Source organism: Streptomyces triticisoli (assembly GCF_003270085.1).
GTDB lineage: Bacteria > Actinomycetota > Actinomycetes > Streptomycetales > Streptomycetaceae > Streptomyces > Streptomyces triticisoli.
This window is the reverse complement of the sequence record NZ_QFDQ01000051.1, coordinates 14,235-38,005: the sequence shown is the minus strand read 5'-3', so window position 1 is coordinate 38,005 and position 23,771 is coordinate 14,235. Positions and strand designations below refer to the sequence as shown.

The following is a 23,771-nucleotide window of genomic DNA, read 5'->3' as shown; positions in this document are numbered from 1 at the left end:
TTGGTAGTCGCTGGGGGCAAAACCGTACGCCGCACGGAAGCCCCGGTACAGCGCGAAGCGACTGCAGCCGGCCACCCGGGCCACGGTCCGGCTGCTGCGTCCCGGCGACCGGGTCGACGTGATCGCCGCGGAGGAGCCGGCGACCGGCGGACGGGCCGAGGTGGTCGCGCGCGGCGCCCGGGTGGCGAAGGTGCCGGAGCCCGTGGAGGAGGTGGCCGGCGGCGGTGCGCTGATCGCGCTGTCGGTGCCGCGCTCCACCGCGGCGCGTCTGGCCGGGGCGAGCGTGACGGCCAGGCTGGCGGTCACCCTGTGGTGAGCCGTAGGTTGCGGAGCTGTTTGTTCCGCAACCTGCACGTTCAAGGAGGGGCCCCGGGTGAGCGAGAAGAAGGACCCGAGCGTCTGGCAGGGCTTCAAGGCCTTCCTGATGCGCGGGAACGTCGTCGATCTGGCAGTAGCGGTGGTCGTCGGCGCCGCCTTCACCAACATCGTCAACTCGGTGGTGAAAGGTGTGATCAATCCGGTCGTCGGAGCGATCGGCACCAAGAACCTCGACCACTACGCCTCGTGCCTGAGCTCCACCTGCGAGGGCGACCAGGGCATCCAGATCATGTGGGGCTCGGTCCTCGGCGCCACCCTCCAGTTCCTGATCACCGCGGCGGTGGTCTACTTCCTGATGCTCCTGCCCATGGCCAAGTTCCTGGCCCGCCAGGAGGCACGGAAGAAGGCCAGGGAGGACGCACAGGAGGTACCGGAGGCGACCGAGCTGGAGGTGCTCAAGCAGATACGCGACGAGCTGGTCGCGCAGCGCGGCTCGCAGTACCGCGGGCCGTAGCCGCCGCGGGCCGGTGGGCGGCAGCCGCCGCGGTCCGGTGGACGCTCGGGCTTCAGAGGTGGTGGGGCGGCTTCTCGTCGAGGAAGCGCTTGAGATCGGAGGCCGCGTCGCCGTCCGGACGCTCGCCCCACCCGCGGTCGGTGTCGTCCGTGGACTGCTGGTTCAACGGATCGTCGAAGATCAGCGCGGCCTTCGGGTCACGCGGTCCGGGGGCAGGTTCCGGGGCGGGCTCCGGGGCGGGTTCGGGGGCGGTACTCATGCCTCCAGGGTACGGTCCGCGGCGGGCGGGGCCGTCCTGCCCCGGCGCAGGCGGTGAGACGTTCCCGTTCCGCCGAAGGGGCCCGTGACGTCCTGCCGCCCGGGGAGACTGGCTCCCATGACAGCGGACGCTTTGACGGATGTCACAGGTGTGCGGGTGGGGCATGCGACGCGTACGGGCGGCGGTTGGCTCACCGGCACGACGGTCGTGCTCGCGCCGGAGGGCGGCGCCGTGGCCGCCGTGGATGTGCGCGGCGGTGGCCCCGGTACCAAGGAGACCGACGCCCTCGATCCGCGCAACCTGGTGCGGACGGTGGAGGCGGTCGTGCTGACCGGCGGCAGCGCCTACGGGCTGGACGCCGCCTCGGGGGTGATGGCCTGGCTGGAGGAGCGGGGGCGCGGAGTGCGGGTCGGACGGGACCCCTCGCACGTGGTGCCGGTGGTGCCGGCCGCCTGTGTCTTCGACCTGGGCCGGGGTGGCGACTTCCGGGCCCGGCCGGACGCGGCCACCGGGCGTGCCGCGGTCGAGGCCGCGGCGGCGAGCGAGGTGGGCGGGCGCGTGCGCGAGGGGTGCGTGGGCGCGGGGACGGGAGCGGTCGTGGGCCCGCTCAAGGGCGGGGTCGGCACGGCGAGCACGGTGCTCGACTCGGGTGTCACGGTGGCGGCGCTGGTGGTGGCCAACGCGGTGGGATCGGCGGTGGATCCGGAAACGGGGGTGCTGTACGGGGAGTTGTTCCAGGGACCGGTGGAGTACCCCGACGCGCGGGTGCACGAGGCCGCGCGCCGGCGCCTCGCCGAGGCCGCCGAGCGGAACGCGCCGCCCCCGCTGAACACCACGCTCGCGGTGGTCGCCACCGACGCGGACCTGTCCAAGGCACAGGCGCAGAAACTGGCCGGCACGGCGCACGACGGCATCGCGCGCGCCGTACGGCCGGTGCACCTGCTCAACGACGGCGACACGGTGTTCGCCCTGGCCACCGGGGCGCACCCGCTCGACCCCGGCTCCCCCCTCGCCCTGAACGAGATCCTCGCCGCGGGCGCGGACCAGGTCACCCGCGCGATCGTCCGCGCGGTGCGGGCCGCCGAGCCGGTGGCCGGACCGGGCGGGACCTGGCCGACGTACGAAGACCTGTACGGACCTCGCTGAGCAGCGGATTTTGACGGGACATCAGGTCGCGCGGGAACTTCTCGCGTGGTCGGGCCGTTTTTCCGGCGTACGTTTTCTCGGTTCCCGGACACGATGTCCGACCGAGGGGCTACGGTATGCACCCACAAGGTGACATGCAGCAACGCCGGGAGAAACCTTGAGCGTTCCGTACGAGACGACTGCGTACGAACCACCCGAGTCGCCCGAGTCTCCGGAAGAGCACCTCGCGCGGCTCCTCGGACGCACCCTGAACTCCTTCGAGCTGCCCGACGAGACGATACGGCGGCTCGAGTGCGCGCTGGCGTACGACGGTTCGCTGTACTCGGCGCACCACAGCGCCGGGCTGCACCGCGAGACGTACCGGCACACCTGGCTGCTCGACGACGGCTCGGCGCTCACCCTCTGGGAGTTGGTGCACAACACCGCGCCGGGCGGCGAGGCGCAGCACGAGGTGTACCTCGACGAGGAGGAGCTGAGCACCGCCACCGCCCGGCTGCCGCTCCCGCCGGACACACCGGACCTGGAACTGCCGGTGCTGGTCCAGCTCGCGCCGATGCCCGAGGCGCGGCACGTGTACGTCCCCGACGGCTCGTCCGACCACGCACGCCGTCTGCTGCGGCGCGCGGAGAACGCCGACCGGCCCGGCCCGGACATCGCCTCACTGCTGGCGACGGCGTCCGGGCACCAGATCACCCAGGCCTTCGGCCGCCCCTGCCGGGCGGGGCGTGCGGGGCTGTGCTTCTCGCTCTACGAGCACGCGTTCCTGCTGAGCGACGGTGTGGAGATCTCCCTGTGGGAGGTCGAGCACACGGCGACCCCCGACGGACGTCACATGTGCGAGGTGTACGCGACGGAGGACGCGGCCCGCAGCGCGATGGAACGGCGGGCGGCGCAGGTGCCGTAGCGGCAGGATCCACCCGTACGGGGAGCCTCAGGGGTTGTCGCTGAGTCGGCGCATCAGGCCGGCGAAGGCGTCCTGCTCCGCCGGGGTCAGTTCGACGAGCTCCCGGCTGGGGGCGGCCCCGGACTGCGGCGGGAGTGCCGTCAGGTGCCGGGCGGAATGCTGTCGAGCGGTCTCGAGGCGGAGGCTGCGTCGGATGCGAGCCATGCCGATGATGGCAGCGAAGGTCAGCGCGGCGGGCAGGGCCACGCCGAGCCACATCAGGAGGGAGACGTGCTCAGGCATGCCTCCCAGTAGACATCACGGTCCGGGGCTTCTGCCCCGGACCGTGACGTATCTCGCATGTGCCGTGAACTACTTACAGCGCCCTAAAGGGGCAAGGGGCCGTGCGTCCCCTCACGGTGTCCCCCTCACCGTGTCCCATGACCGTCTCCCTCACCGTTTCCCTCACGCCGCGACCGGCTGCTTCCGGTCGGCCGTCATGCTCCGCGCGCCCTCGGCCGCCCCCTGGGCCGCCGCGTCCGGTGCCGGCTTGCGCAGCGTCTTGAGGACGACCACCAGGGCCGTCGTCACGCACACGCCCACCGCGATGGCGATCAGGTACAGGAACGGGTTGCCGATCAGCGGGACCACGAAGATGCCGCCGTGCGGGGCGCGCAGGGTGGCGCCGAAGGCCATCGACAGGGCGCCGGTGACCGCGCCGCCCACCATCGACGCCGGAATGACGCGCAGCGGGTCGGCCGCCGCGAACGGGATCGCGCCCTCGGAGATGAAGGAGGCGCCCAGGACCCAGGCGGCCTTGCCGTTCTCCCGCTCGGCCCGGTTGAACAGCTTGCCGCGCACGGTCGTGGCCAGGGCCATCGCCAGCGGCGGCACCATGCCGGCCGCCATCACCGCGGCCATGATCTTCATCGCGGAGTCACTGGGGTTGGAGACCGCGATACCGGCGGTGGCGAAGGTGTAGGCGACCTTGTTGACCGGGCCGCCGAGGTCGAAGCACATCATCAGGCCGAGCAGCGCGCCGAGCAGGATGGCGTTGGTGCCGGAGAGGCCGTTCAGCCAGTCGGTCATGCCCTTCTGCGCGGTGGCGATGGGCTTGCCGATGACCACGAACATCAGGAACCCGACCACCGCCGAGGAGATCAGCGGGATCACCACCACCGGCATGATCCCGCGCAGCGCCGCGGGGATGCGCAGCTTCTGGATCGCCATCACCACACCACCGGCGATCAGACCGGCCGCCAGGCCGCCGAGGAAGCCCGCGTTGATGGTGAGGGCGATCGAGCCGCCGACGAAGCCGGGGACGAGACCGGGGCGGTCCGCCATGCCGTAGGCGATGTAGCCGGCCAGGACCGGGACGAGGAAGGCGAAGGCCACGCCGCCGATCTGGAACAGCAGGGCGGCCCAGCTGTCGGCCTGGGTCCACACGAAGTGGTCCATCACCGACGGCGCCTTGTTGATCTCGTAGCCGCCGATCGCGAAGCCGAGGGCGATCAGCAGACCGCCCGCCGCGACGAACGGGACCATGTAACTGACACCCGACATGAGCCACTTGCGCAGCTTGGTGCCGTAGCCCTCGCCCGCCTCGCCGGCCCGGTCGACCGGAGTGGCGCCGGGTGCCGCCGCGGTCACCTCGCCGCGCGCGGCCTTGTCACGGACCTCGGTGATCAGCTCGGCGGCCCGGTTGACGCCCGCCTTCACACCGACGTCGACGGTCGGCTTCCCGGCGAAGCGGTCCCGGTCCCGTACGGGGACGTCGTGCGCGAAGATGACGCCGTCCGCCGCCTCGATCACCGCCGGGTCGAGCCGGGTGAACCCGGCCGAGCCCTGCGTCTCGACGGCGATCTCGACACCCGCCTCGCGGCCGGCGTTCTCCAGCGACTCGGCCGCCATGTAGGTGTGCGCGATGCCGGTGGGGCAGGAGGTGACGGCCACGATCCGGAACGGACGGTCACCGGACCGCTCGTCGGCAGCCTCAGGCGTGCTGCCCGTCGCGGCACCGGAGGAGGCCGCCCCCGGCGTCGCGACGGAGTCTTCGGAGGCACCCGCGGCCTGCGCCGGAGCCTCGGACGCCGGAGCCTCGGTCTTCGGTGCCTCGGTCACCGGTGCCTCTTCCCCCCGGATGAGCGCCGCCGCGGCCGCCGCGTCGTCCACCGACCGCAGCGCCGAGGTGAACTCGGCGTTCATCAGCTGCCGGGCCAGCGACGACAGGATCGTCAGATGGGCGTCGTCGGCACCGGCCGGCGCCGCGATCAGGAAGATCAGGTCGGCGGGGCCGTCCGCCGCGCCGAAGTCGATCCCGGCCGCGCTGCGCCCGAAGGCCAGCGTCGGCTCGGTGACGTGCTCGCTGCGGCAGTGCGGGATGCCGATGCCGCCGTCGAGGCCGGTCGGCATCTGCGCCTCACGGGCGGCCACGTCGGTGAGGAAGCCTTCCAGGTCGGTCACCCGGCCCAGGGCCACCATCCGTTCGGCGAGGGCGCGCGCCGCCGCCTCCTTGGTGTCGGCGGACAGGTCGAGATCGACCAGGTCCGCGGTGATCATGTCGCTCATCGCGGGCTCCTTAGCACGCATATCGCCCGGTCAGTGGGGTGGGCGGGGAGGGGGACGGGGGTGCTGTGGGGGGAAGCGGAGGGAGTCGGGGCCGTCGTGGCGGCCGTACGGCACCTGGTGCGGGGCTGGCGGGCGGTCATGACACCGGCTCCGTCAACGGGCGGTCCACGGGCACGTCCGCGGTGACCGACACCGCCGCCGGGTCCAGGTCGGCGGGCGTCGGCATCACGCTGCCCGGCAGTTGGACGGCGGCCGCGCCGTGCGCGACGGCGAGGGCCAGGGCCTCGGGGCCGGTGCCGCCGGCGATCAGGAAGCCGGAGAGGGAGGAGTCGCCGGCGCCGACGTTGCTGCGGACGGTGTCGACGCGCGCGCTGCCGTACCAGACGCCGTCGCCGTCGACGAGCAGTTGCCCGTCGGCGCCCAGGCTGGCGAGCACGGTACGGGCGCCGAGCCCGCGCAGGTCCTCGGCCGCCTTCACCGCGTCGCCGACCGTGGCCAGCGGGCGCCCGATGGCCTCGGCGAGCTCCTCGGCGTTGGGCTTGACCACGTCCGGGCCCTCCCGCAGCGCTTCCAGCAACGCGGGCCCGGAGGTGTCCAGTGCGATGCGTACGCCGGCGGCGTGCGCCCGCGCGACCAGGTCGGCGTACCAGGAGGGTGCGAGCCCGCGCGGCAGGCTGCCGCAGCAGGCGATCCAGTCGGCGCCGCGCGACTGCCGCCGCACGGTCTCCAACAGCAACTCCTGTTCTTCCAAAGAGAGTTCGGGCCCCGGCGCGTTGATCTTCGTCAGTACACCGTCGGCCTCCGCGAGCGCGATGTTGGAGCGGGTGGCCCCGGCGACGGGGACCGGCGCGACCTCGATGCCCTGCGCGTGGAGCAGGTCCGCGACGAGCGCGCCCGGCGCACCCCCCAGGGGCAGCACGGCGACCGTGCGCCGCCCGGCGGCCGCGACCGCGCGCGAGACGTTCACGCCCTTGCCACCCGGGTCCATGCGCTCGCCGGTGGCCCGGATGACCCCGCCGCGCTCGAGCGAGGGGACCTCGTAGGTGCGGTCCAGGGAGGGGTTGGGGGTGACGGTGACGATCATGCGCGTACTACTTCCGTGCCGCCGCGCTCGATGGCGGCCGCGTCCTCGGGGCTCAGCCCGCTGTCGGTGATCAGCAGGTCCACGTCGCTCAGGCCGCCGAAACGGGCGAAGTGCTCCTGGCCGTGCTTGGTGGAGTCGGCGAGCAGCACCACTCGGCGGGCGGCGGCGAGCGCCGCGCGCTTCACCGCGGCCTCGGCGAGGTCGGGGGTGGTCAGACCGTGCTCGGCGGAGAAGCCGTTGGCGGCGACGAACAGCACGTCGGCGCGGATCTCGCCGTAGGCCCGAAGCGCCCAGGCGTCCACGGCGGCGCGCGTACGGGTGCGTACGCGCCCTCCTACGAGGTGGAGCTGCAGGCCGGGGTGGTCCGCGAGGCGGGCCGCGATCGGCAGGGAGTGCGTGACGACGGTGAGCTCGGCGTCCAGGGGCAGGGCGGCGGCCAGGCGGGCCACCGTCGTGCCGGCGTCGAGGATGAGCGTGCCCTCGGCCGGCAGTTCGGCCAGGGCCGCCTTGGCGATGCGGTCCTTCTCGTCCGCCGCGGTCGACTCGCGCTCGGCGAGGTCCGGCTCGAAGTCGAGGCGGCCGACCGGGATGGCCCCGCCGTGCACCCGGCGCAGCAGGCCGGCCCGGTCGAGGGCCTTCAGGTCACGGCGGATCGTCTCCGCCGTGACCTGGAACTCCTCGGCAAGCGACACGACGTCCACCCGTCCGCCGTCCCGGGCGAGCCGGAGGATCTCCTGCTGCCGCTCCGGTGCGTACATGTCCGTTCGCCTCCGATCGATGCCCGAATTTGTGGTTTCACTCCGAAGGCTACGGCAGCACACCCGAGAAGTAAACAGGACCGGGCAGCGAATCGGGCATGAACGGACTTCCAAGTGTGTCCGAATCCGACGAGTACGACAAGGCGGCCGCGACCGGGCGGAGACCTGCCGAGGAGGGGGCGGAGTTCGTCACGTCGGCGGGCTGTGCCCGTATGGCACAATCTGCCGTCTGGGTGGGCCACCCCGGGGTTCAGGTCCGGGGTGCCCCGCCTCTCCAGCGGGCCCGGACAGAACCCGGACAGAAGTGGAGCCGGGCCCCGGCGCCCGGGGGGTGAGGCGCCGAAGCCCGGCTCAGGGAGCGTCCCGGCGCCGGGGGGAGTGCGTCGGGACGTGGCTCGGGGCGTCAGTACGTACTCAGGACGTGCTCAGGGCATACGTGAGACATCCATGCGACTCGGGGAGCCGGAGCCGGTCCGAGGACCGAACTCCTGGGCTCTGAAAGGTTGTTCCCCTGGCCCCGCCGCTTGAAGCGGCGGTACACGGCCATGTTTGCGCGGTCTTTCGCCACCGGGCGTACGCGGTCGGCCGTCGGTACGGCCGTCCGGTTCGGCCGGCGCTCGCGTTACGCCGCCGCGTCGAAGCCGGTGTCTCGGGCCAGCTTCTTCAGCTCCAGCAGCGCGTGCTTCTCGATCTGACGGATGCGTTCGCGGGTGAGGCCGTGCTCCTTGCCGACCTCGGTCAGCGTGCGCTCGCGGCCGTCCTCGATGCCGTACCGCATCTTGATGATGGACGCCGTGCGCTGGTCGAGGCGGCCGATGAGGTCGTCGAGCTCCTCGCTGCGCAGCAGGGTCAGCACCGACTGCTCGGGCGACACCGCGGAGGTGTCCTCCAGGAGGTCGCCGAACTGGGTCTCGCCCTCGTCGTCCACCGACATGTTCAGCGAGACCGGGTCACGAGCCCAGTCCAGGACGTCCGTCACCCGCTCGGGCTTCGAGCCGAGCTCCGCGGCGATCTCCGCGGGCTCCGGGTCGCGGCCGTGCTCCCGGTTGAACTCGCGCTGGACCCGGCGGATACGGCCCAGCTCCTCCACCAGGTGGACGGGCAGCCGGATCGTACGGGACTGGTCCGCGATGGAGCGGGTGATCGCCTGGCGTATCCACCAGGTGGCGTACGTCGAGAACTTGAAGCCCTTGCGGTAGTCGAACTTCTCCACCGCGCGCACCAGGCCGGCGTTGCCCTCCTGGATCAGGTCCAGCAGGGGCAGGCCGCTGCGCGGGTAGCGGCGGGCGACGGCGACGACCAGGCGCAGGTTGGAGCGGATGAAGACGTCCTTGGCCCGCTCGCCCTGGGCGGCCAGTTCCTCAAGTTCCTCGCGGGTGGCGTCCGTCCTGGACTCCTCCTCCCCGTCGAGGATCTGCCGCGCGAACACACCCGCCTCGATGAGCTGGGACAGCTCGACTTCCTTGGCGGCGTCGAGCAGCGGTGTACGCGCGATCTCGTCGAGGTACATGCCGACCAGGTCGCGGTCGGCGATCTCGCCGCCGTGGGCGCGAACACTGCTTGCCGCGTCGACCGTCTCGCCGGTGGCGGACTGACGACGGGCGACGGCGCGGGTTGCCATGCGTGCTCCCTTGCGATGGTGGGTCAGCGGGTGGTCCTTGGGACGCCTGGCACTCTCTACGGAGTCTGGTGAACTCTCCTCGGGTGCCCTGCATCCGTTGGAAACAACGACTGGAATCGGGACAGAATTCCCAACCCGCCTCCCAATTTTCCGATCATGCAGTACCCTGTCGCGCCGCAGCCGTCCGGCGTCTTTGCCGTCGGCCCGTGTTACCGCAGGTCAGGGCGGATGCGGGAGTTCTCCGGGGTCTTGCGGACTCTTCGGCATCCCAGGGAATGAGACTCCCCTCACACCGACAGCGCAGTACGTCACCCTCGAGCTGCCTCCCACCCCTGTGGACGAACCGGACCACCGGAAGGTTGCCGCAAACCCGGGCTCTCGGGAAAATCTCAGCCCCTCCACACCCTCCTCTTACGCAGCAAAGACGCGCACGTCTCAGCCGAACTGCACAGACCTCTTCGCCAGTCCCATCCAGAAGCCGTCGATCACCGACCTCTGCGCATCCAGCTCGCCGCCGGCCTCCGCGACGCCCATGGTCACGAACAGCGGGGCGAAGTGCTCGGTGCGCGGGTGGGCGTAGCGGCCGGCCGGGGCCTTGCCGAGGAAGTCCAGCAGGGCGTCCCAGTCACGGGCCTCCAGGGCACGCCGGCCCCAGTCGTCGAACTCCGCGGACCAGCTGGGCACTCCGTTGCCGGTGTACCGCAGGGCGGCCAGGTTGTGGGTGAAGAAGCCGGAGCCGACGATCAGTACGCCCTCGTCGCGCAGCGGTGCGAGCCTGCGGCCGATGTCCATGAGCCGGACCGGATCGAGGGTCGGCATGGACACCTGCAGTACGGGGACGTCGGCCGCGGGGAACATCTCGACGAGTGGCACGTAGGCGCCGTGGTCGAGGCCGCGGTCGGGGACGTCCTGCACGGGCATGCCGGGGGCGCGCAGCAACTTCCGCACGCTGTCGGCGAGTTCGGGCGCGCCGGGGGCGGCGTACTTCACCCGGTAGTAGTGCTCGGGGAAGCCCCAGAAGTCGTAGACGAGCGGGACGGTCTCGGTGGCGCCGAGGGCCAGCGGGGCCTCCTCCCAGTGCGCGGAGACCACGAGGATCGCCCTGGGGCGGGGCAGACCGGCGGACCAGGCGGCGAGTTGGCCGGGCCAGACGGGGTCGTCCGCGAGCGGCGGGGCGCCGTGGCTGAGGTAGAGGGCGGGCATGCGCTCCGAAGCGGTGGACGCGGCGGCGGACTCCGAGGTGGCGGACATGATGGCGACTCCCTTCGACTCGACGCGGTGTGACGCGGGATCGATTTACTTGAACTCTAAAGTTCCACTCCAAGGCTACGCCGGTTTTGTTTAATTTTCAAAGAGCGGCCTCGTACAGTGGACACATGAACACGGCCCCCGCCCCTGCCCCCGAGCCCGCCCCCGCCGCGACCCACCGCTGGCTCACCCCCGAGGAACAGCGCGTCTGGCGCTCCTACCTGCACGCCACCGCCCTCCTCGAGGACCACCTCGACCGTCAGCTGCAGCGCGACGCGGGCATGCCGCACATCTACTACGGCCTCCTCGTCAAGCTCGCCGAGGCCCCGGACCGCCGGCTGCGGATGACCGAACTGGCCATGGACGCCAAGATCACCCGCTCCCGCCTCTCCCACGCGATCGCCCGCCTGGAGACGAACGGCTGGGTGCGCCGCGAGGACTGTCCCTCCGACAAGCGGGGCCAGTTCGCGGTGCTGACCGACCAGGGCATGGAGGTACTGCGGCGCACCGCTCCGGGCCATGTGGCCGCCGTACGCCAGGCGCTGTTCGACCGGCTCAGCCCCGAACAGCAGAAGTCCCTCGGCGAGATCATGCAGATCGTCGCCGAGGGACTCCAGCCGAACGAGGCGGGCGCGGACCTGCCCTGGCTCCGCTGAGGTACGTACCGCCGCTCAGTGAGCGACGGCCGGTACGGCCACCTCGTCCTCCACGCCCTCACCGGAAGCGGCCCCGGAGCCGGCCCCGCACCCGCACCCGGACCCGCACCCGGTCACCGTGGTGCTGCCCGGGCGGCCGGCGTTGACGAGCGTCAGCGCAGTCGCGGCGGCCAGGACCAGGATGCCGACGGCGGGCCAGATGGCGTCGGTACAGCCGTGCATCATGCCCTGCACCCTGCAGCTGAACCAGCCGCTGCCGCGGCTTGCAGGCATCGGCGATCAGGAAGCCGCTCGATGACCCGCTCCAAGGGACGGGCCGACGAGCCGGCGGAGCGATCCGGTGAGCGGGTCACCGTCCCGCTCGGGCCCATGGCCAAACGGGGGAAGGGGTCCCCGCCATTTTCCCACCGCCCGCCGCGAGATTTTTCACGGCCCGAGTCCCCTCCACCCCGTCCCCAACCCTGCGCGACCCGAACCGCACCCACCCGGCCGCATCCGTTCCCACGACCGGGCGAGGCGTCCCACGACCGGACGGCTCCAACGCGCGCCGACCGCCCCCGCGACACAGGGTGATCGCAAGGGTGCAGCCGGAAACCGGTGGCTGCCTGGCGCGAAGGGTTCACGTATGCAGCCGCAGCCGCCCCGCCACCCGATACGCAAGCGCCGTGTGGCCGCCCTCGCCTCCGTCACGGTGCTGACCCTCGCGGTCAGCACCTCCGCGGGGACCGGGCACCTCACGGCGGGCGCCCCGGGAACCGGGCCCGGACCGGCCGGCCTGTCCCTCTCCCCCGCCCTCGCCCCCTGCATGATCCGCGGCGCCGCCACCGTACAGATGTCGGAAGGCGTCCCCACCAACGGCGGCTACGCCCGCTCCACCGGCACCGTGCACGCCCTGACCCTGATGGTCGACTTCTCCGACGCGCCCGGCGAGGGCAGCGCGCTCGACCGCTTCCACGAGTTCTTCCCGCAGACCCAGCAGTGGTTCCGCACCGCCTCCTACGGCCGCCTGGACTACCGCCCGAAGACCCCGATACGCGAGTGGCTGCGCATGCCGAGACCATTCGAGGAGTACGGCGTGGAGCGCGGCGCCCCGTTCGACCCCGGCTACCGGCAACTGGTCGAGGACATAGCGGCGGCAGCCGGCCCGGACGTGGACTTCCGGGACTACGACCTGATCAACATACTGATGACCCCGAACGCGGGCCCCTCCGCCCTGGACACGGTCCTGTCCGTGACGTTCGCCGGCAACACGGACGCTCCCGTAGCCAACGGCGTCGCCATCGCCAACGTCTCCTTCATCTACTCCCGCCAGGACGACGGCTCCGGCTCCTACGACACCACCGGCTACCGCGTCCTGCCCCACGAGAACGGCCACGTCTTCGGCCTGCCCGACCTCTACACCCAGGAGGGCGGCGCCGCGGTCGGCCACTGGGACATCATGAGCGAGGACTGGGGCGCCAACAACGACCTGCTCGGCTGGCACAAGTGGAAACTGGGCTGGCTGGACGCGAGTCAGGTGAGCTGCGCGGCCAAGCGGGGCTCGGCCGAGTACACCCTGACCCCGCTGGCACGCGCGGGCGGCCCCAAACTCGTCCTCGTCCCCCTCGACGGACACACCGGCTACGCCCTCGAACTGCGCACCCGCGGCGGCAACGACGAGGAGGTGTGCCGGCCGGGCATCCTGATCTACAAGGTCGACGCGGAGGTCGACACCGGCCAGGGCCCGATCACGGTCCACGACTCCCACCCGAACTCCGACGGCTGCACGCGCAGCCCCAACGTCCAGACGGAACTCTCCGACGCGACCTTCGCACCGGGCGAGACGTTCAAGGACCCCAAGGCACGCATACGCGTCGACGTGGCGTCGGCGGATCTGGAGGGGAACTACCGGGTGCGGGTGACCAGGCAGTGATGCAGCGATGCGCAGTGATACGGCGATGCGGTGATACGGCGATGACGCGGCGGTGACGGCCCGAGGGCCGCGCGGGCCGACCGGACTACCGTAGGCCTGCTACGACCACCGTCCCGTACGGGAGAACCGAACCGATGCCCGCGCCGCCCACGACGCCCCCGCCGCCCACGACGCCCGCGAACACGACGACGAACGCCGCCGAGGCCGCCAGCGCCGTCGGCGCCGCCCCCGCCGAGGCGGTCACCCCGCTGGTGCGGGGCGTAGCGGTGCTGCGGCAGCTCACGCAGGCCGGCGGGACGCTGAGCCCGAGCGCCCTGGAGCGCGCGACGGGCCTCGCCCGCTCGACGGTGGACCGCATCACGGCGACACTCGCCCGCATGGGCTACGTCCGCCTCGACGGCCGGGACGTCGTCCTCACTCCCCGACTGATGGAACTGGGCAACGCCTACCTGGCCGCCCTCCGTCTGCCCGCCCTGCTCGCCGCGCGCGCCGACGCGCTCGCCGACGAGCTGGACGAGTCGGTGTCCCTGGCGGTCGGCGACCGGGACGGCATCCGCTTCATCCACCAGGCGACCCGCCGCCGCGCCATGTCCCTGAGCTTCCGCATCGGCGACCTGCTCCCCGCCGAACGCACCGCGCCGGGCGCGCTGTTCGCGACGGAATGGACGGACGAGGACTGGCGGCGCTGGCACGAGCGCCGCTCGGCCGACCCGGAGAACAAGGGTTTCCCGGCAATACCCCCGAGATCACCCCTGCCGACGGACGACTTCGCGAACCGAACCGCTCGAGCCGGCCAGGAGGGCTGGTCGCTGGACGACCAGCTGATCGAACCGGGCCTGGTGGCGGTCTCGGCCCCCGTACGGGACCCGGCCACGGGCCGGATCGCCTGCGTGGCGAGCGTGGTGAGCCACACCAGCCGCCACACCGCGCGGGACCTGCGTACGACGCTGCTGCCCCGCCTGCGGGAAACGGTCTCGGCCATGGAAGGCGACCTGCGCGACACCCCACCCTCCGCGCCGCCCGCGCCCCCCTCCGGCCTGGCGGCCTGGACTGCCGCGTCCAAACAGGAACTGGGCCGTGACTTCATCGAATCCCTGGCCCGCGGCCTGACGGTCCTGACGGCCTTCGACGAGGACAGACCCGCCCTGACCCTGACGGAGGTGGCGAAGGCGACGGGCCTGACCAGGGCGACGGCCCGCAGGGCACTGATCACCCACGAACACCTGGGCCTGGTGACCCAGTCCCCCGGCACCCGCACGTTCACCCTCACCCCGCGGGTCCTGTCCCTGGGCTTCCCACCCCTCTCCCGCACCTCACTCTCCCGGATCGCCCAGCCGCACCTGGAGGACCTGGCGTCCCGCGTCCACGAGTCGACGTCACTGGCGGTCCTGACCCCGTCCGGCGACGAAATCCAGTACACGGCCCGCGCGGCGGCGAGCCGCATCATGAGCGTCGACATCACGGTGGGCACCCGCGCCCCGGCCCACGCCACAGCCCTGGGTCAGGCACTCCTGACGCCCCAGGCCTACGCCCTGACGGACGAGGAACTGGAACAGGGCCTGCGCTCGATAGCGGCCCCCGTCCGAGACCGCACGGGCCGGAGAATCGCCGCGGCGAACATCGCCATGCACGCGACCGCCCACACCCACGAGGAGTGCACCGACCACCTCCTCCCCGCCCTGCGACAGACAACCGCGTCCATCGAAGCAGACCTCCACATGACCGCCCGCTTCACCCACGTCCCCCTTGCCTGACCCCACCCTCCCCAATCCGGTACGCTGACGCCTGTGACCCCCAGGGTCACGATCCGCCTTCGTAGCTCAGGGGATAGAGCACCGCTCTCCTAAAGCGGGTGTCGCAGGTTCGAATCCTGCCGGGGGCACCATGTCTGACCAGGCACGGAGCATCAGAAAGGCCCCTCGGAGCTGGCCTCCGAGGGGCCTTTTGATCTTGTATGGGAACGCCGGTCAAGCGGCGTCCTCCGCGGGAACTTCGCCTTCCGTGGGAACGTCGGGCGTCTCCCCCGGTTCCTGGGCGACGTCCCGCCGCGCCGGCGACTTGCGCGAAACCAGAGCAAGCGGGGGCCTCGGCCTGAGCCTCCTCGAACTGCGGCAGTACCAGGGTGTACGTGTCAGCGGTCAGCGAGTAGGAGGAGTGCCCCAGCAATGTCTGGATGGCCTTCATGTACAAACCGGCGGCCAGAGACAGGGTCGCCGCGCAGTGCCGCAGGTCGTGCAGCCGCACCGGCGGCTCTTCTGCGACAGGAGCCGACTCCCGGATCAGCTCGTCCTCGTTCCATGCCGCGGACTGCACGCCCCGCGAAGTGACCCCGGGTGCTGCGGCAGGAGCGGTCCAACGTCCCTTCCGCCGTCTGCGCGGCAACGACCACGACGGGTCCCGGATCATCTGATCCGGGACCCGTCGGTGGCTGGACGCTGCTGTCAGTGAGCGGCGGTGTGGACGGCCGCACCCGCCGCGACGCCCTCGGGGGTGGCGACGGCCAGGAGGTCGGAGGCGACGGCTGCGGCCGGCGTCTCGACGTAGAGACCGCCGGAGCCGCCGCCCGCGAGGCCGCCGGAGACGTTGTCCAGGTCGGCATCGGAGATCTCGGCTGTCGCAACCTGGGGGACGGGGTTCATCACGCGTGGTTCCCTTTCGAATGAGCACTTCTGAATGGCAGCGTTCGCTCGCTCGGCTCCCGGTACCGGAATTCGTGTCCGCGAGTTGGCACTACGCGAAGGATCAAAGCAGGCCGACCATGGGACGGCCAGCCGCCCGAGCCCCGGACGGGACGCAGATCGAAATGTGCCTTCACCGGTGTGACTACGTAATGACCGAACACACCGACTCCTTCACATGGCCTGCTGAGCAGATGCAGACGTGACGGTTGCCACCGGCACCCGGGGCGGTCACTTCCACGCCGAAGTCAGCGGATCCTGACTCATTCATGACGGATATTCAGGTTCGGTATGACCTGACGGTGAACGGTGTGAGGGTTTATCGGATTTTCGGCATCCCATCGGATGCACGAGAGCCCGGCCCTCTGTTTATTTTCCGCTCGAAGGCGGGACCGGCCGCCCAGTTGCCCGGCAAGCGAGTCCACGACACCGGTCGGCGGCAAGGCCTCCATCCATGGGGTCAGGGGGTGGGATCCCTACGGCCGGACCGCCTCCGCAGAGGAGAGCGCCCGCACTCGGTTCCCGCCGTCGGCCGCAACAAAACGCAGGGATGGGCAGACCGGTCCGGGCGCCTGCACCGGCAGGCTGCCGCGAGCCTGAAGAGCGGCCCTTTGCCACCCCGCCCACCGAAGAGACCTGGGCGCCCTGCCACGTGTTGGGCGCCCAGGCCGGCCCTTCGCCCAGGGGCAGACCCGCCACGGGGGAGCCGGCCTGCCCCTGCACGTCGGCGCCCGCGAGCCTCCCCCCGGAGTGCAGGCGCCTGACCTCGCCCGGGGTCACTCCGTACAGCGCGACATGAAACCGGAGTGTCACGGGTGACGGTGGACAGATACGAGGTCAACACCCTTGTATAGAGCGCCTTCTACCAACGTCACCGCCATGACACGAAGCATGCACGCCCCAAGCGACGCGACCTGCCGACGCGGGCGGCCAGGTCGCCTTCCCGAAGGAGGCGCACCGGGCGTGGCGGCTCGCCGATGCCGGCCGTGGGCTCAGGCAATCGGGGGGTGTGAGCTGTGGATGATGCCGTAGCCGTAGGTGCTCACCGTTCCTCATCCCGGCGGTGGGGCGGCCGGGCGGTCTCCCTCTCGCGGCCCTCGTCACGCGCCTGCTGGAAGACATCGGAGACGGCCTGCGCAGCGCCGGACAGCGCCCCCTTCGTCTTGGCCTGACTGCCGGAACCGGTGAGCCGGCCGCCGACGATCTCCGGCAGTCCGACCGGCTTGCGCGGCCCTGCCTCCAGGTCCAGGCGGTTGCAAGCCTCGGCGAACCGCAGGTAGGTGTCCACGCTCGCCACCACGACCCGCACATCGATCTTCAGGATTTCGATTCCGACCAGGGAGACCCGCACGAACGCGTCGATCACCAACCCTCGGTCGAGAACCAGCTCCAGTACGTCGTACAGGCCACTGGAACCTCCCCCGCCCCCTCCCTGCGCTGCCACCACACTCACCCTGACCAACTCCCTCGCCTGTCCCCAGGCCCATCGCCCCGGCCCGGCGGCCGCATCCGCACGAGAGCCCGAGGCGCAACGGCCACCAGCGAACATCACCAAGTAACCCCACCCATCCGGATCAAACAAATGTGCGGTAACGAGGGCGCAGCGTTGGCCGGCAGGGCGGCCGTGGCCACGTTCGCCCGTGACCACATCGAGCGCCCGGCCCCAGAACCGGAGCCCCGCCCCTCCGCACCGCCCGCGAGATCGAAGACGCCGCCGGCCTCAAGGCCGCCACGATCCGCGTCGAACGGCGCCGCGCGACCGCCGCGACCCCGACCGCTCCCGCGAGTCCCAGCGCGCCCCACGCCCGGCCCTGGAAGTGGGTGCCCTGCCCGCATGCCTGCGGCCACGTCGGCCGGCCGGAGATCCGCCCGAGCATCCTGTTGTACCGGCCGACCAGAGGCAGCCTGCTCAGGGTCTTGTCGCAGCCTCCGTTGCCTGGTCTTCTGGACTCCGGGTGATCCGTAACGCGTTCGCCACTCGGTTGCGCACACGTCCGGCACGGGCACGAGACCAAGGATGGCAACAGCGTGGAATCAGTGGCTGGGCAGGACGTGCGGGACCCTCTGCCCGAGGGGCTTGGTGCGGCCGTACGCGATACCGCCGAGGAAATCGCCGCGCTGCTGCGCCGGGGCGCCGACATGAGACTTCCGGTACCCGGGTCGGAGTGGAACGTCGGGGAGGCGGCAGCGCATCTGGCGCAGGCCAACGAACTGATGGCCGATATCGCGGCAGGACGCGCACGCAGTTACGGAGACGGCACGCCGCAGAGCCTCGCCGCGGCCAATGAGCGAGCGCTCGCCGAGTTCGACGAGCGTGGGGCCGAGCCGCTGGCCGCGATGATCGTGGCGCAGGCCGATGCCTGCCTGAAGGCGCTGGACGAGGGTGCCGCGGAAGGAACCGTCGTCACCCCGCTGGGTCCGATGGGTCCGCATGTACTGGGGTCGTACCTGCTCACGCACATGCTTGGCCACGGTTACGATCTCGCCCGTGCACTGGGCCGTCCACACATGATCGATCGGGCCCGGGTCGAGTTGACCCTGCCGTTCCTGATCACGGCCATGCCACGAGTGACCGACACCGCCCGCACCGCCGGGCTGACCGCCCGCTACTCAATCCGCTTGTGGGGTGGTGCCCGATTCGGCGTGACAGTAGCCAACGGCGCGGTGTCTGTCGGCTCGCAGCCACCGAACCGCCCGGACTGCACCATCCTCACCGAGCCGGTCACCTTCCTCCTGATGGCACTCGGCCGCCGCGACCAGTGGAGTGCCGTAGCCCAGGGCCGTGTCTTCGCCTGGGGCCGCAAGCTCTGGCTCGCTCCCCGCTTCCCGGCTCTCTTCAAGGCGCCCTGACCGCAGCGGCAGCGCACCGCCACATGTGGCCGGCCGGCGATGTCGGGTGCAGGCAGCTGCCGACGAGAGTCCGCAGGGAGGACACCGCCTGTGGAACTGACTTGGGTGCAGATCCAATGAGGGTGTCGCAGGTTCGAATCCTGCCGGGGGCACAGAGAAGTACCTGGTCAGAGGCCCTTCCGTCCGGCAGACGGGAGGGCCTCCGGGCTTGCAGCACACGTGCTGTGCGCGCGGATGGTGGGGAGCTGTGCAGGATGCCCGTCAAGAACGAGCTGGCCCGGCGCCAGTACGAGAAGTTGATCGATCTCCATGAGACGCTGATACAGGCCACGCCCAAGCCCGAGTACCAGGGCTATTACGGACAGCTGTCCCTGAGCGGCGACGCCCTGGCGAACACGCAACTTACAACGGTGTCCTCTGACATCGAACCTGGACCGTTTGTCAGCCAGGTCGGACGGCCGGAGGTTCAGTCCTCGACACCAGCGGCATGCAGGGCATCGATGATGAGCGCGTACCGCTCTGCGGCCTTCGGGAACCGCTTCGCGTGTTCGTGTGCCTTCCTCAGCGCCTTCCCCGTTGGCGTCGCGCCGCGAGCGAGCAGATGGTGCACCATCGGCACCTGCCCAAAGAGGGCCGCCCACTCCAGAGATGTCTTGTCTTTCATCACCGCATCGATGTCCGTCCCGTGGTCCAGAAGCAGGTCCACAGTCTGCGGGTGTCCCTGGTCTCCGGACGTCGCTGCCAGCACCAATGGCACGTGCCCCATCCTGCCCTGGGCACAGATGGGGGCACCGGCATCGAGAAGGACCCTCACCACTTCTGTGTGCCCGTGCATCGCCGCCTGGCACAGCGGCGTCGACTCGTCGTACTCACCCGTCTGCTGTTGCGGATCTGCCCCCGCCGCAAGGAGCAGGCGGACGGTCTCGGCATGTCCCTCCCGCGCCGCGAGATCCAGTGCGGTACGCCGAGCCGTATTCGGGGTATCCACCCCGGCACCCGCACTCAGCAACCTTGCCACCACAGCCGCCTCCCCGTCCTTGGCGGCCCGTGTCAACTGCTCCACTCCGTCCATGTCGTGATCATGCCTGGCCGTCCAAGCCCACGGACAAACGGTCCGGGTTCGACACCAGAGAACAAACGGTTGACACAATGGGGTCGCTGGTCAACCCATGCAGGTGACGCAACAGGTGAGGTCTTCCGAGAGGAAGACGGTGAACCGGCGCTGTGCGCCGCTGATCGCAGCCAAAGAGACGCGATCAGTTCCTGCGGCGTAGAGCCTGTCAACGGCCTCGGCCAGCCCGGGACGAAGGGTGACGCCCGTATCCAGCATGGTCGGGTCTGTACGGTGGCCGGCGCAACTCCCCAGCTGAAAACGACAGTTGATGACTGACGTGACGAGTGATACTGAGGCCGAGGAGGCCCCCGTGGGGACGCCCGAAGCTGCGGACGACGCGCTGCTGGACGAGCCGACGGCGCGGGCGAAGGCCGACGCAGTGGGCCCGGCCGGCGAAGACGGACTGTCCCCGCAGGGGGCACCCCCCAGCGGCAGCCGGCCAAGCGGGTGCCGGAGTCCGCGCCGGGGGCGAGCCGGCCGCCCATCTGGGCCACGAGCCCGGTGAGCGGACCAAGGGCGGGCGGGAGAACTGCCGCAACGGACGGCGGGCGAAGACCGTGGTGACCGAGGCCGGCCCGGTCGAGCCGGAGGCCCCCAAGATCACGCGGGAGCCTTTGAGCCCTGGCTGGTCAAGCAGAGGCAGCGCCGGCTCGGCGGGGTGGACGAGATGGTCTTGTCGTTGTCCGCGAAGGGGCCGCCCCGCGGGGAGATCTCCGCGCACCTGGCCGAGGTCTACGGGGCGGAGGTGCCGAAGTCGACGATCTCCACGATCACCGCCAGCGTGCCAGCCGGCGTGGTCGAGCGGCAGAACCGGCCGCCGGACGCGGTCTGCCCGGTCGTCTTCATCGACCGCGTGACCGTGAGAGGCAGAGACGGACACGTGACCGACCGGCCGGTCTGCATGGCCGTGGCCCTCGCCGCCGGGGGCCACCGCGACCTCCTCGGCCGGGGGATCGGAGGCAACGGCGAGGGCGCAAAGTACTGGCTGCGGGTCCTCACCGAGAGCAAGATCCGCGGCGTCGCGGACGTGCTGCTGGTCTGCGACGGCCCGAGCGGCCTCCCGCGCGACAGCCGCCGTCAGCGGTATGACCAGACCCTTCGCGCTGCGTTCTGCTATGGGTGGTCGTCGCTGTGCAGCGCCGTGCGGTAGGCGGCCGGGGTGATCCCGTAGGTGCGGGTGAACCACCGGGTGAGATGTGCTTGGTCGGCGAAGCCGGCCTCGGCTGCTGCCATCGACGGCGCCGTGCCGTCGGCCAGGAGTGCACGGGCTCGGCGCAATCGCAGATCGCGTTGGTAGTCGCTGGGGGCAAAACCGTACGCCGCACGGAAGCCCCGGTACAGCGCGAAGCGACTGCAGCCGGCCACCCGGGCCAGGTCATCGGCGGCGATGTTCTCGGCGAATCGTCGCCTCAGCAGACTGCGGGCCCGTTCCATGGCGGTCAGGTCCACCCGGCCCCGCGGGTCCGGCAGACGTGCCGGACGCGTGGCGGCATCGCGGCTCAGGGCCAGTACGGCGGCGGTGAGGTGTTCCTCGACGACCAATCGGGATGCGTTGTCGACGACCGCGGTGTGGAGGCGGGCCACGGCTCGGGCCAGGGCCGGGTTGTCCACCACCGGGGTGTCGAAGAGCGGCAATCCGGCGCTGCCGGGAGCCGCGTCGGCGAGAACGTCCCGGACAAGGTCCTCGCCGAGGTGCAGCATCCGGTAGCGGTACCCGTGGGGGACGGCGGACTGTCCGTCGTGGGGCTCGTCCGGATTGAACGCCATGACCAGTCCCACCGCGCTGACGTGCCGCGCTCCCCTGCACACGAACGACTGGGCGCCGCTGTCGGTGACTCCGAAGGAGTACGTGTCGTGGGCGTGCATCGGATAGGCGTAGTGCTCGAAGCGAGCGTCCATGACCTCCAGGGCAAGCCCGGGAACCTGCCAGTAGGCGGCGCGCTCTGCGGAGGAGGTCATGTCCCGATTGTGCCGCACGAGCGTTCAAGCCCCGGATCTCCTCGAGGCGCACCCTGGATTCATCGCCGCAACCAGCGAAGGAATCACAAGAATGACCGGGAACGCTTCAGCAAAACCGACGAGCCGTCACGGTACGGAGAGAGTCCGCCTGGCCGTCTACCACGGATTCGCCCGCACCGGCCGTGCTCCGAGCGTGCCAGAACTCGCCGCCCTCACCGGGCTCGCCCCCGCCCAGGTGCGGCAGGAACTGCGCACCCTGCACGGAAGTCACGATGTCGTCCTGGACCCGCAGGACAACGACCAGGTCGTGATGGCCCACCCGTTCGCGTCCGTGCCGCTCGGCTTCTCCGTGATGGGGACGCACACCCTGTGGTGGGGCGGCTGTGCCTGGGACTCGTTCGCCATGCCTCACCTGCTCCGCGACGAGCCCGATGTCCTGGTCGCCACCCGCTGTCCGGCCTGCGACACCCCGCACGCCTGGGTGGTTGGCCGAGACGCGCCCCCGAAGGGCGACCAGGTGGCCCACTTCCTCACCCCCATGCACCGGGCCTGGGACGACGTCGTCCACACCTGCGGCAACCAGCGCCTGTTCTGCTCTGCCGACTGCGTCGACACCTGGCTGCGGAAGACGGGCCAGGAGCGCGGCTACGTCATGGATCTGGGCACCCTGTGGCACTTCGCCAGTGACTGGTACACCGGACGCCTGGATTCGGGTTACACCCGCCGCGACCCCGCCGCTGCCGGCGCCTACTTCGCAGAAGTCGGCCTGCACGGCTCTTTCTGGGGACTGCCCGACTGAGACTGAATCCGCCTGATGCCCCAGGGCGAGCCATGGGACGAGCGGAAGAGCCGACGAAGTGGGCAGAAGGTCACTCGATCCAGCGGCAGACTCCCCCGTCCCCGTCTCAGTTTCCGTCTCATCCAGTCCCGTTCACGGCCGTTCAGACGGGACCACACAGCAGGCGCGCCGCGTGATCCAGCCGCCCGATGGACGCGGGTGAACGGTCCTGTACCCAGCTCAGCCAGGCACCAACGCAGTTGGAAAGCGTGCGCCAGCCTGTCGACGGTCAGCCAATTCCCCACCCCGAACGTCACGTAATGGGCCAGGGGGACTCTGACGCCGCGACCGCCGTGGACATGGGGACGGTGACCGTGCGTCGGGATCCCCAGGGCGCCAGAGATTCCCGGGCCGCCCGATAGCCAGACCGTCGTTCAGGCTGGTCAGGGCTGTCCAGGGTGGCCGTAAGGCCAGCGCGAAGCGCCGCCGAAGGCGCCCTTGACTGACCGGACCAGCCGCACACTCGGTGATCGGGCGGCCCGTCACGGCCTCAGCCTGGGTGGGGAATTACGTGACGCTGATCATGAAGATCGTGGGGAATTACTTGACCGCTGACACCAGCCTTCACCCGCGGCGAGAAGTGATGCGCGGCCGGCGCCGGCAGGTCATCGCTTGGCCATCGCCGAAGCCCGACCGTCGGTTGGGTCCCGAACTGTTCCCGGGCCGCCTCAGACAGGCCGAAGATGCAACCATTCCCTTCAGAGCTGGAACAACCCCGGAAGCCGAACACGCGACTGCGACCCTAGCCACCAGCACCGACAACGGAACCGGCCGATGACGCCACCATCAGCCACGGTCGGCGCCAGTGAGAGTGCAGTGAGGCAGGCGCGCGCCTGGCCGGACGACATCCACCGCACGCATTCAGCACACATGAGGACGGGAAGCACCGTGAACACGTGAGAACTGCGAAGGAGTCCTTCCCCTGGTCAGACACCCTGCGGCCCACGTCTCCGCAGGTCACAGCCCCGCTCCGGGAAAACTCCTAAAGCGGGTGTCGCAGGTTCGAATCCTGCCGGGGGCACAGAGAAATAGCAGGTCAAAGGCCCTGTCGCCCGAATGGGCGGCAGGGCCTCTTGATCTCGCAGCACACCCGAGGCGCGCCTCGGGACTCTGAGAGAGTGTCTTCCAGCCCCGAACTGATGAGCACCCTCGAACTCTCCGTCCAGGCTGCGCTGCAGCGCCGGCTCGGCGACCTGGTCGAGGTCGTGTCCCTCGGCATCGAGAGCGGGGACGACGTCGTACGCGTCCACCTGTCGTACGTCGCCCGCGCCACCGGCGTAGTCCGCGCGGATGGGCCGGAGCTGTTTGCTGTAGACCGCCTCGGTGGTGGCTTCACCGCTGTGACCGACAACGTGCGCTGACCCG

Annotated in this window: 22 protein-coding genes, 1 tRNA gene and 2 pseudogenes; 12 read left to right on the top strand and 13 right to left on the bottom strand. The window is 70.8% G+C overall.

The window, feature by feature from the left end; all coding sequences use genetic code 11:
* Positions 1–70 precede the first annotated feature (70 nt).
* Both DEP02_RS09275 and mscL read left to right on the top strand, forming a co-directional pair.
* Positions 71–316 (top strand): annotated as a pseudogene (locus DEP02_RS09275) (hypothetical protein); the annotation flags it as partial.
* Between the two features lie 57 nt (positions 317–373).
* Positions 374–832, top strand: a complete 459-nt coding sequence (gene mscL / locus DEP02_RS09270; protein ID WP_112466862.1) for a large conductance mechanosensitive channel protein MscL — start codon at positions 374–376, stop codon at positions 830–832.
* Positions 833–884: 52 nt separating this feature from the next.
* On the opposite strand, the gene DEP02_RS09265 is transcribed toward mscL, so the two are convergent.
* A complete protein-coding gene (locus DEP02_RS09265; RefSeq protein ID WP_112466861.1) occupies positions 885–1,091 on the bottom strand; it encodes a hypothetical protein in 207 nt (68 codons plus the stop codon).
* A gap of 117 nt (positions 1,092–1,208) precedes the next feature.
* On the opposite strand from DEP02_RS09265, the gene DEP02_RS09260 reads away from it, so the two are divergent.
* A complete protein-coding gene (locus tag DEP02_RS09260) occupies positions 1,209–2,237 on the top strand; it encodes a P1 family peptidase (RefSeq protein WP_112466860.1) in 1,029 nt (342 codons plus the stop codon).
* A 157-nt stretch (positions 2,238–2,394) separates the two neighbouring features.
* Positions 2,395–3,141, top strand: a complete 747-nt coding sequence (locus DEP02_RS09255; RefSeq protein WP_112466859.1) for a DUF6227 family protein — start codon at positions 2,395–2,397, stop codon at positions 3,139–3,141.
* Positions 3,142–3,168: 27 nt separating this feature from the next.
* Here DEP02_RS09255 and DEP02_RS09250 read toward each other — a convergent pair whose 3' ends face one another.
* The 6 genes from DEP02_RS09250 to DEP02_RS09225 form a co-directional block, all read right to left on the bottom strand.
* Positions 3,169–3,423 carry a hypothetical protein gene (locus DEP02_RS09250; RefSeq protein ID WP_112466858.1) on the bottom strand — a complete coding sequence of 85 codons (255 nt, stop codon included), beginning with the start codon at positions 3,421–3,423 and terminating at the stop codon, positions 3,169–3,171.
* A gap of 162 nt (positions 3,424–3,585) precedes the next feature.
* A complete protein-coding gene (locus DEP02_RS09245; protein ID WP_112466857.1) occupies positions 3,586–5,688 on the bottom strand; it encodes a PTS fructose transporter subunit IIABC in 2,103 nt (700 codons plus the stop codon).
* Positions 5,689–5,824: 136 nt separating this feature from the next.
* Positions 5,825–6,772, bottom strand: coding sequence for a 1-phosphofructokinase (gene pfkB, locus DEP02_RS09240; RefSeq protein ID WP_112466856.1), 948 nt, complete (start codon positions 6,770–6,772; stop codon positions 5,825–5,827).
* On the bottom strand, positions 6,769–7,530 hold the full coding sequence (locus DEP02_RS09235) for a DeoR/GlpR family DNA-binding transcription regulator (protein WP_112466855.1): 762 nt from the start codon (positions 7,528–7,530) through the stop codon (positions 6,769–6,771). Before DEP02_RS09235 ends, pfkB begins: the two co-directional genes overlap by 4 nt.
* 622 nt (positions 7,531–8,152) lie before the next feature.
* Entirely contained in the window at positions 8,153–9,151 is a 999-nt protein-coding gene (locus DEP02_RS09230; protein ID WP_112466854.1) for a sigma-70 family RNA polymerase sigma factor, read from the bottom strand.
* Between the two features lie 435 nt (positions 9,152–9,586).
* Positions 9,587–10,354, bottom strand: a complete 768-nt coding sequence (locus DEP02_RS09225) for a dioxygenase family protein (RefSeq protein WP_112466865.1) — start codon at positions 10,352–10,354, stop codon at positions 9,587–9,589.
* A 173-nt stretch (positions 10,355–10,527) separates the two neighbouring features.
* On the opposite strand from DEP02_RS09225, the gene DEP02_RS09220 reads away from it, so the two are divergent.
* A complete protein-coding gene (locus tag DEP02_RS09220; protein ID WP_112466853.1) occupies positions 10,528–11,055 on the top strand; it encodes a MarR family winged helix-turn-helix transcriptional regulator in 528 nt (175 codons plus the stop codon).
* Positions 11,056–11,070: 15 nt separating this feature from the next.
* Here DEP02_RS09220 and DEP02_RS09215 read toward each other — a convergent pair whose 3' ends face one another.
* Entirely contained in the window at positions 11,071–11,328 is a 258-nt protein-coding gene (locus DEP02_RS09215) for a hypothetical protein (RefSeq protein ID WP_438947738.1), read from the bottom strand.
* Between the two features lie 352 nt (positions 11,329–11,680).
* Between DEP02_RS09215 and DEP02_RS09210 the strand changes: the two genes are divergently transcribed.
* The 3 genes from DEP02_RS09210 (at position 11,681) to DEP02_RS09200 (ending at position 14,852) form a co-directional block, all read left to right on the top strand.
* A complete protein-coding gene (locus DEP02_RS09210) occupies positions 11,681–12,967 on the top strand; it encodes a M6 family metalloprotease domain-containing protein (protein WP_112466852.1) in 1,287 nt (428 codons plus the stop codon).
* A 134-nt stretch (positions 12,968–13,101) separates the two neighbouring features.
* Entirely contained in the window at positions 13,102–14,721 is a 1,620-nt protein-coding gene (locus DEP02_RS09205; RefSeq protein ID WP_112466851.1) for an IclR family transcriptional regulator domain-containing protein, read from the top strand.
* A 55-nt stretch (positions 14,722–14,776) separates the two neighbouring features.
* A tRNA-Arg gene (locus DEP02_RS09200) sits at positions 14,777–14,852 on the top strand.
* Between the two features lie 556 nt (positions 14,853–15,408).
* Here the strand turns inward: DEP02_RS09200 and DEP02_RS09190 are convergent.
* Positions 15,409–15,606 carry a hypothetical protein gene (locus DEP02_RS09190; protein ID WP_112466850.1) on the bottom strand — a complete coding sequence of 66 codons (198 nt, stop codon included), beginning with the start codon at positions 15,604–15,606 and terminating at the stop codon, positions 15,409–15,411.
* A gap of 1,081 nt (positions 15,607–16,687) precedes the next feature.
* On the bottom strand, positions 16,688–17,098 hold the full coding sequence (gvpJ, locus tag DEP02_RS09180) for a gas vesicle protein GvpJ (RefSeq protein ID WP_112466849.1): 411 nt from the start codon (positions 17,096–17,098) through the stop codon (positions 16,688–16,690).
* Positions 17,099–17,682: 584 nt separating this feature from the next.
* Between gvpJ and DEP02_RS09175 the strand changes: the two genes are divergently transcribed.
* Positions 17,683–18,495, top strand: coding sequence for a maleylpyruvate isomerase family mycothiol-dependent enzyme (locus tag DEP02_RS09175; RefSeq protein ID WP_112466848.1), 813 nt, complete (start codon positions 17,683–17,685; stop codon positions 18,493–18,495).
* Positions 18,496–18,961: 466 nt separating this feature from the next.
* Here the strand turns inward: DEP02_RS09175 and DEP02_RS09170 are convergent, their stop codons facing one another.
* Together DEP02_RS09170 and DEP02_RS33305 are read right to left on the bottom strand one after the other, a co-directional pair.
* The gene (locus DEP02_RS09170; RefSeq protein ID WP_112466847.1) at positions 18,962–19,567 is read right to left on the bottom strand and encodes an ankyrin repeat domain-containing protein; all 606 of its coding nucleotides are present in this window, start codon (positions 19,565–19,567) and stop codon (positions 18,962–18,964) included.
* A 90-nt stretch (positions 19,568–19,657) separates the two neighbouring features.
* A complete protein-coding gene (locus tag DEP02_RS33305) occupies positions 19,658–19,825 on the bottom strand; it encodes a hypothetical protein (RefSeq protein WP_157977392.1) in 168 nt (55 codons plus the stop codon).
* Positions 19,826–19,877: 52 nt separating this feature from the next.
* On the opposite strand from DEP02_RS33305, the pseudogene DEP02_RS09160 reads away from it, so the two are divergent.
* Positions 19,878–20,672: pseudogene (locus DEP02_RS09160) on the top strand (transposase); the annotation flags it as partial.
* A gap of 50 nt (positions 20,673–20,722) precedes the next feature.
* Here the strand turns inward: DEP02_RS09160 and DEP02_RS09155 are convergent.
* Positions 20,723–21,568: an AraC family transcriptional regulator gene (locus DEP02_RS09155; protein ID WP_112466864.1), complete on the bottom strand. Its 846-nt coding sequence runs from the start codon at positions 21,566–21,568 to the stop codon at positions 20,723–20,725.
* Between the two features lie 193 nt (positions 21,569–21,761).
* On the opposite strand from DEP02_RS09155, the gene merB reads away from it, so the two are divergent.
* Positions 21,762–22,367 carry an organomercurial lyase gene (merB, locus tag DEP02_RS09150; protein ID WP_232839029.1) on the top strand — a complete coding sequence of 202 codons (606 nt, stop codon included), beginning with the start codon at positions 21,762–21,764 and terminating at the stop codon, positions 22,365–22,367.
* Between the two features lie 1,157 nt (positions 22,368–23,524).
* Positions 23,525–23,767 carry a hypothetical protein gene (locus tag DEP02_RS09145; protein ID WP_157977391.1) on the top strand — a complete coding sequence of 81 codons (243 nt, stop codon included), beginning with the start codon at positions 23,525–23,527 and terminating at the stop codon, positions 23,765–23,767.
* Positions 23,768–23,771 lie beyond the last annotated feature (4 nt).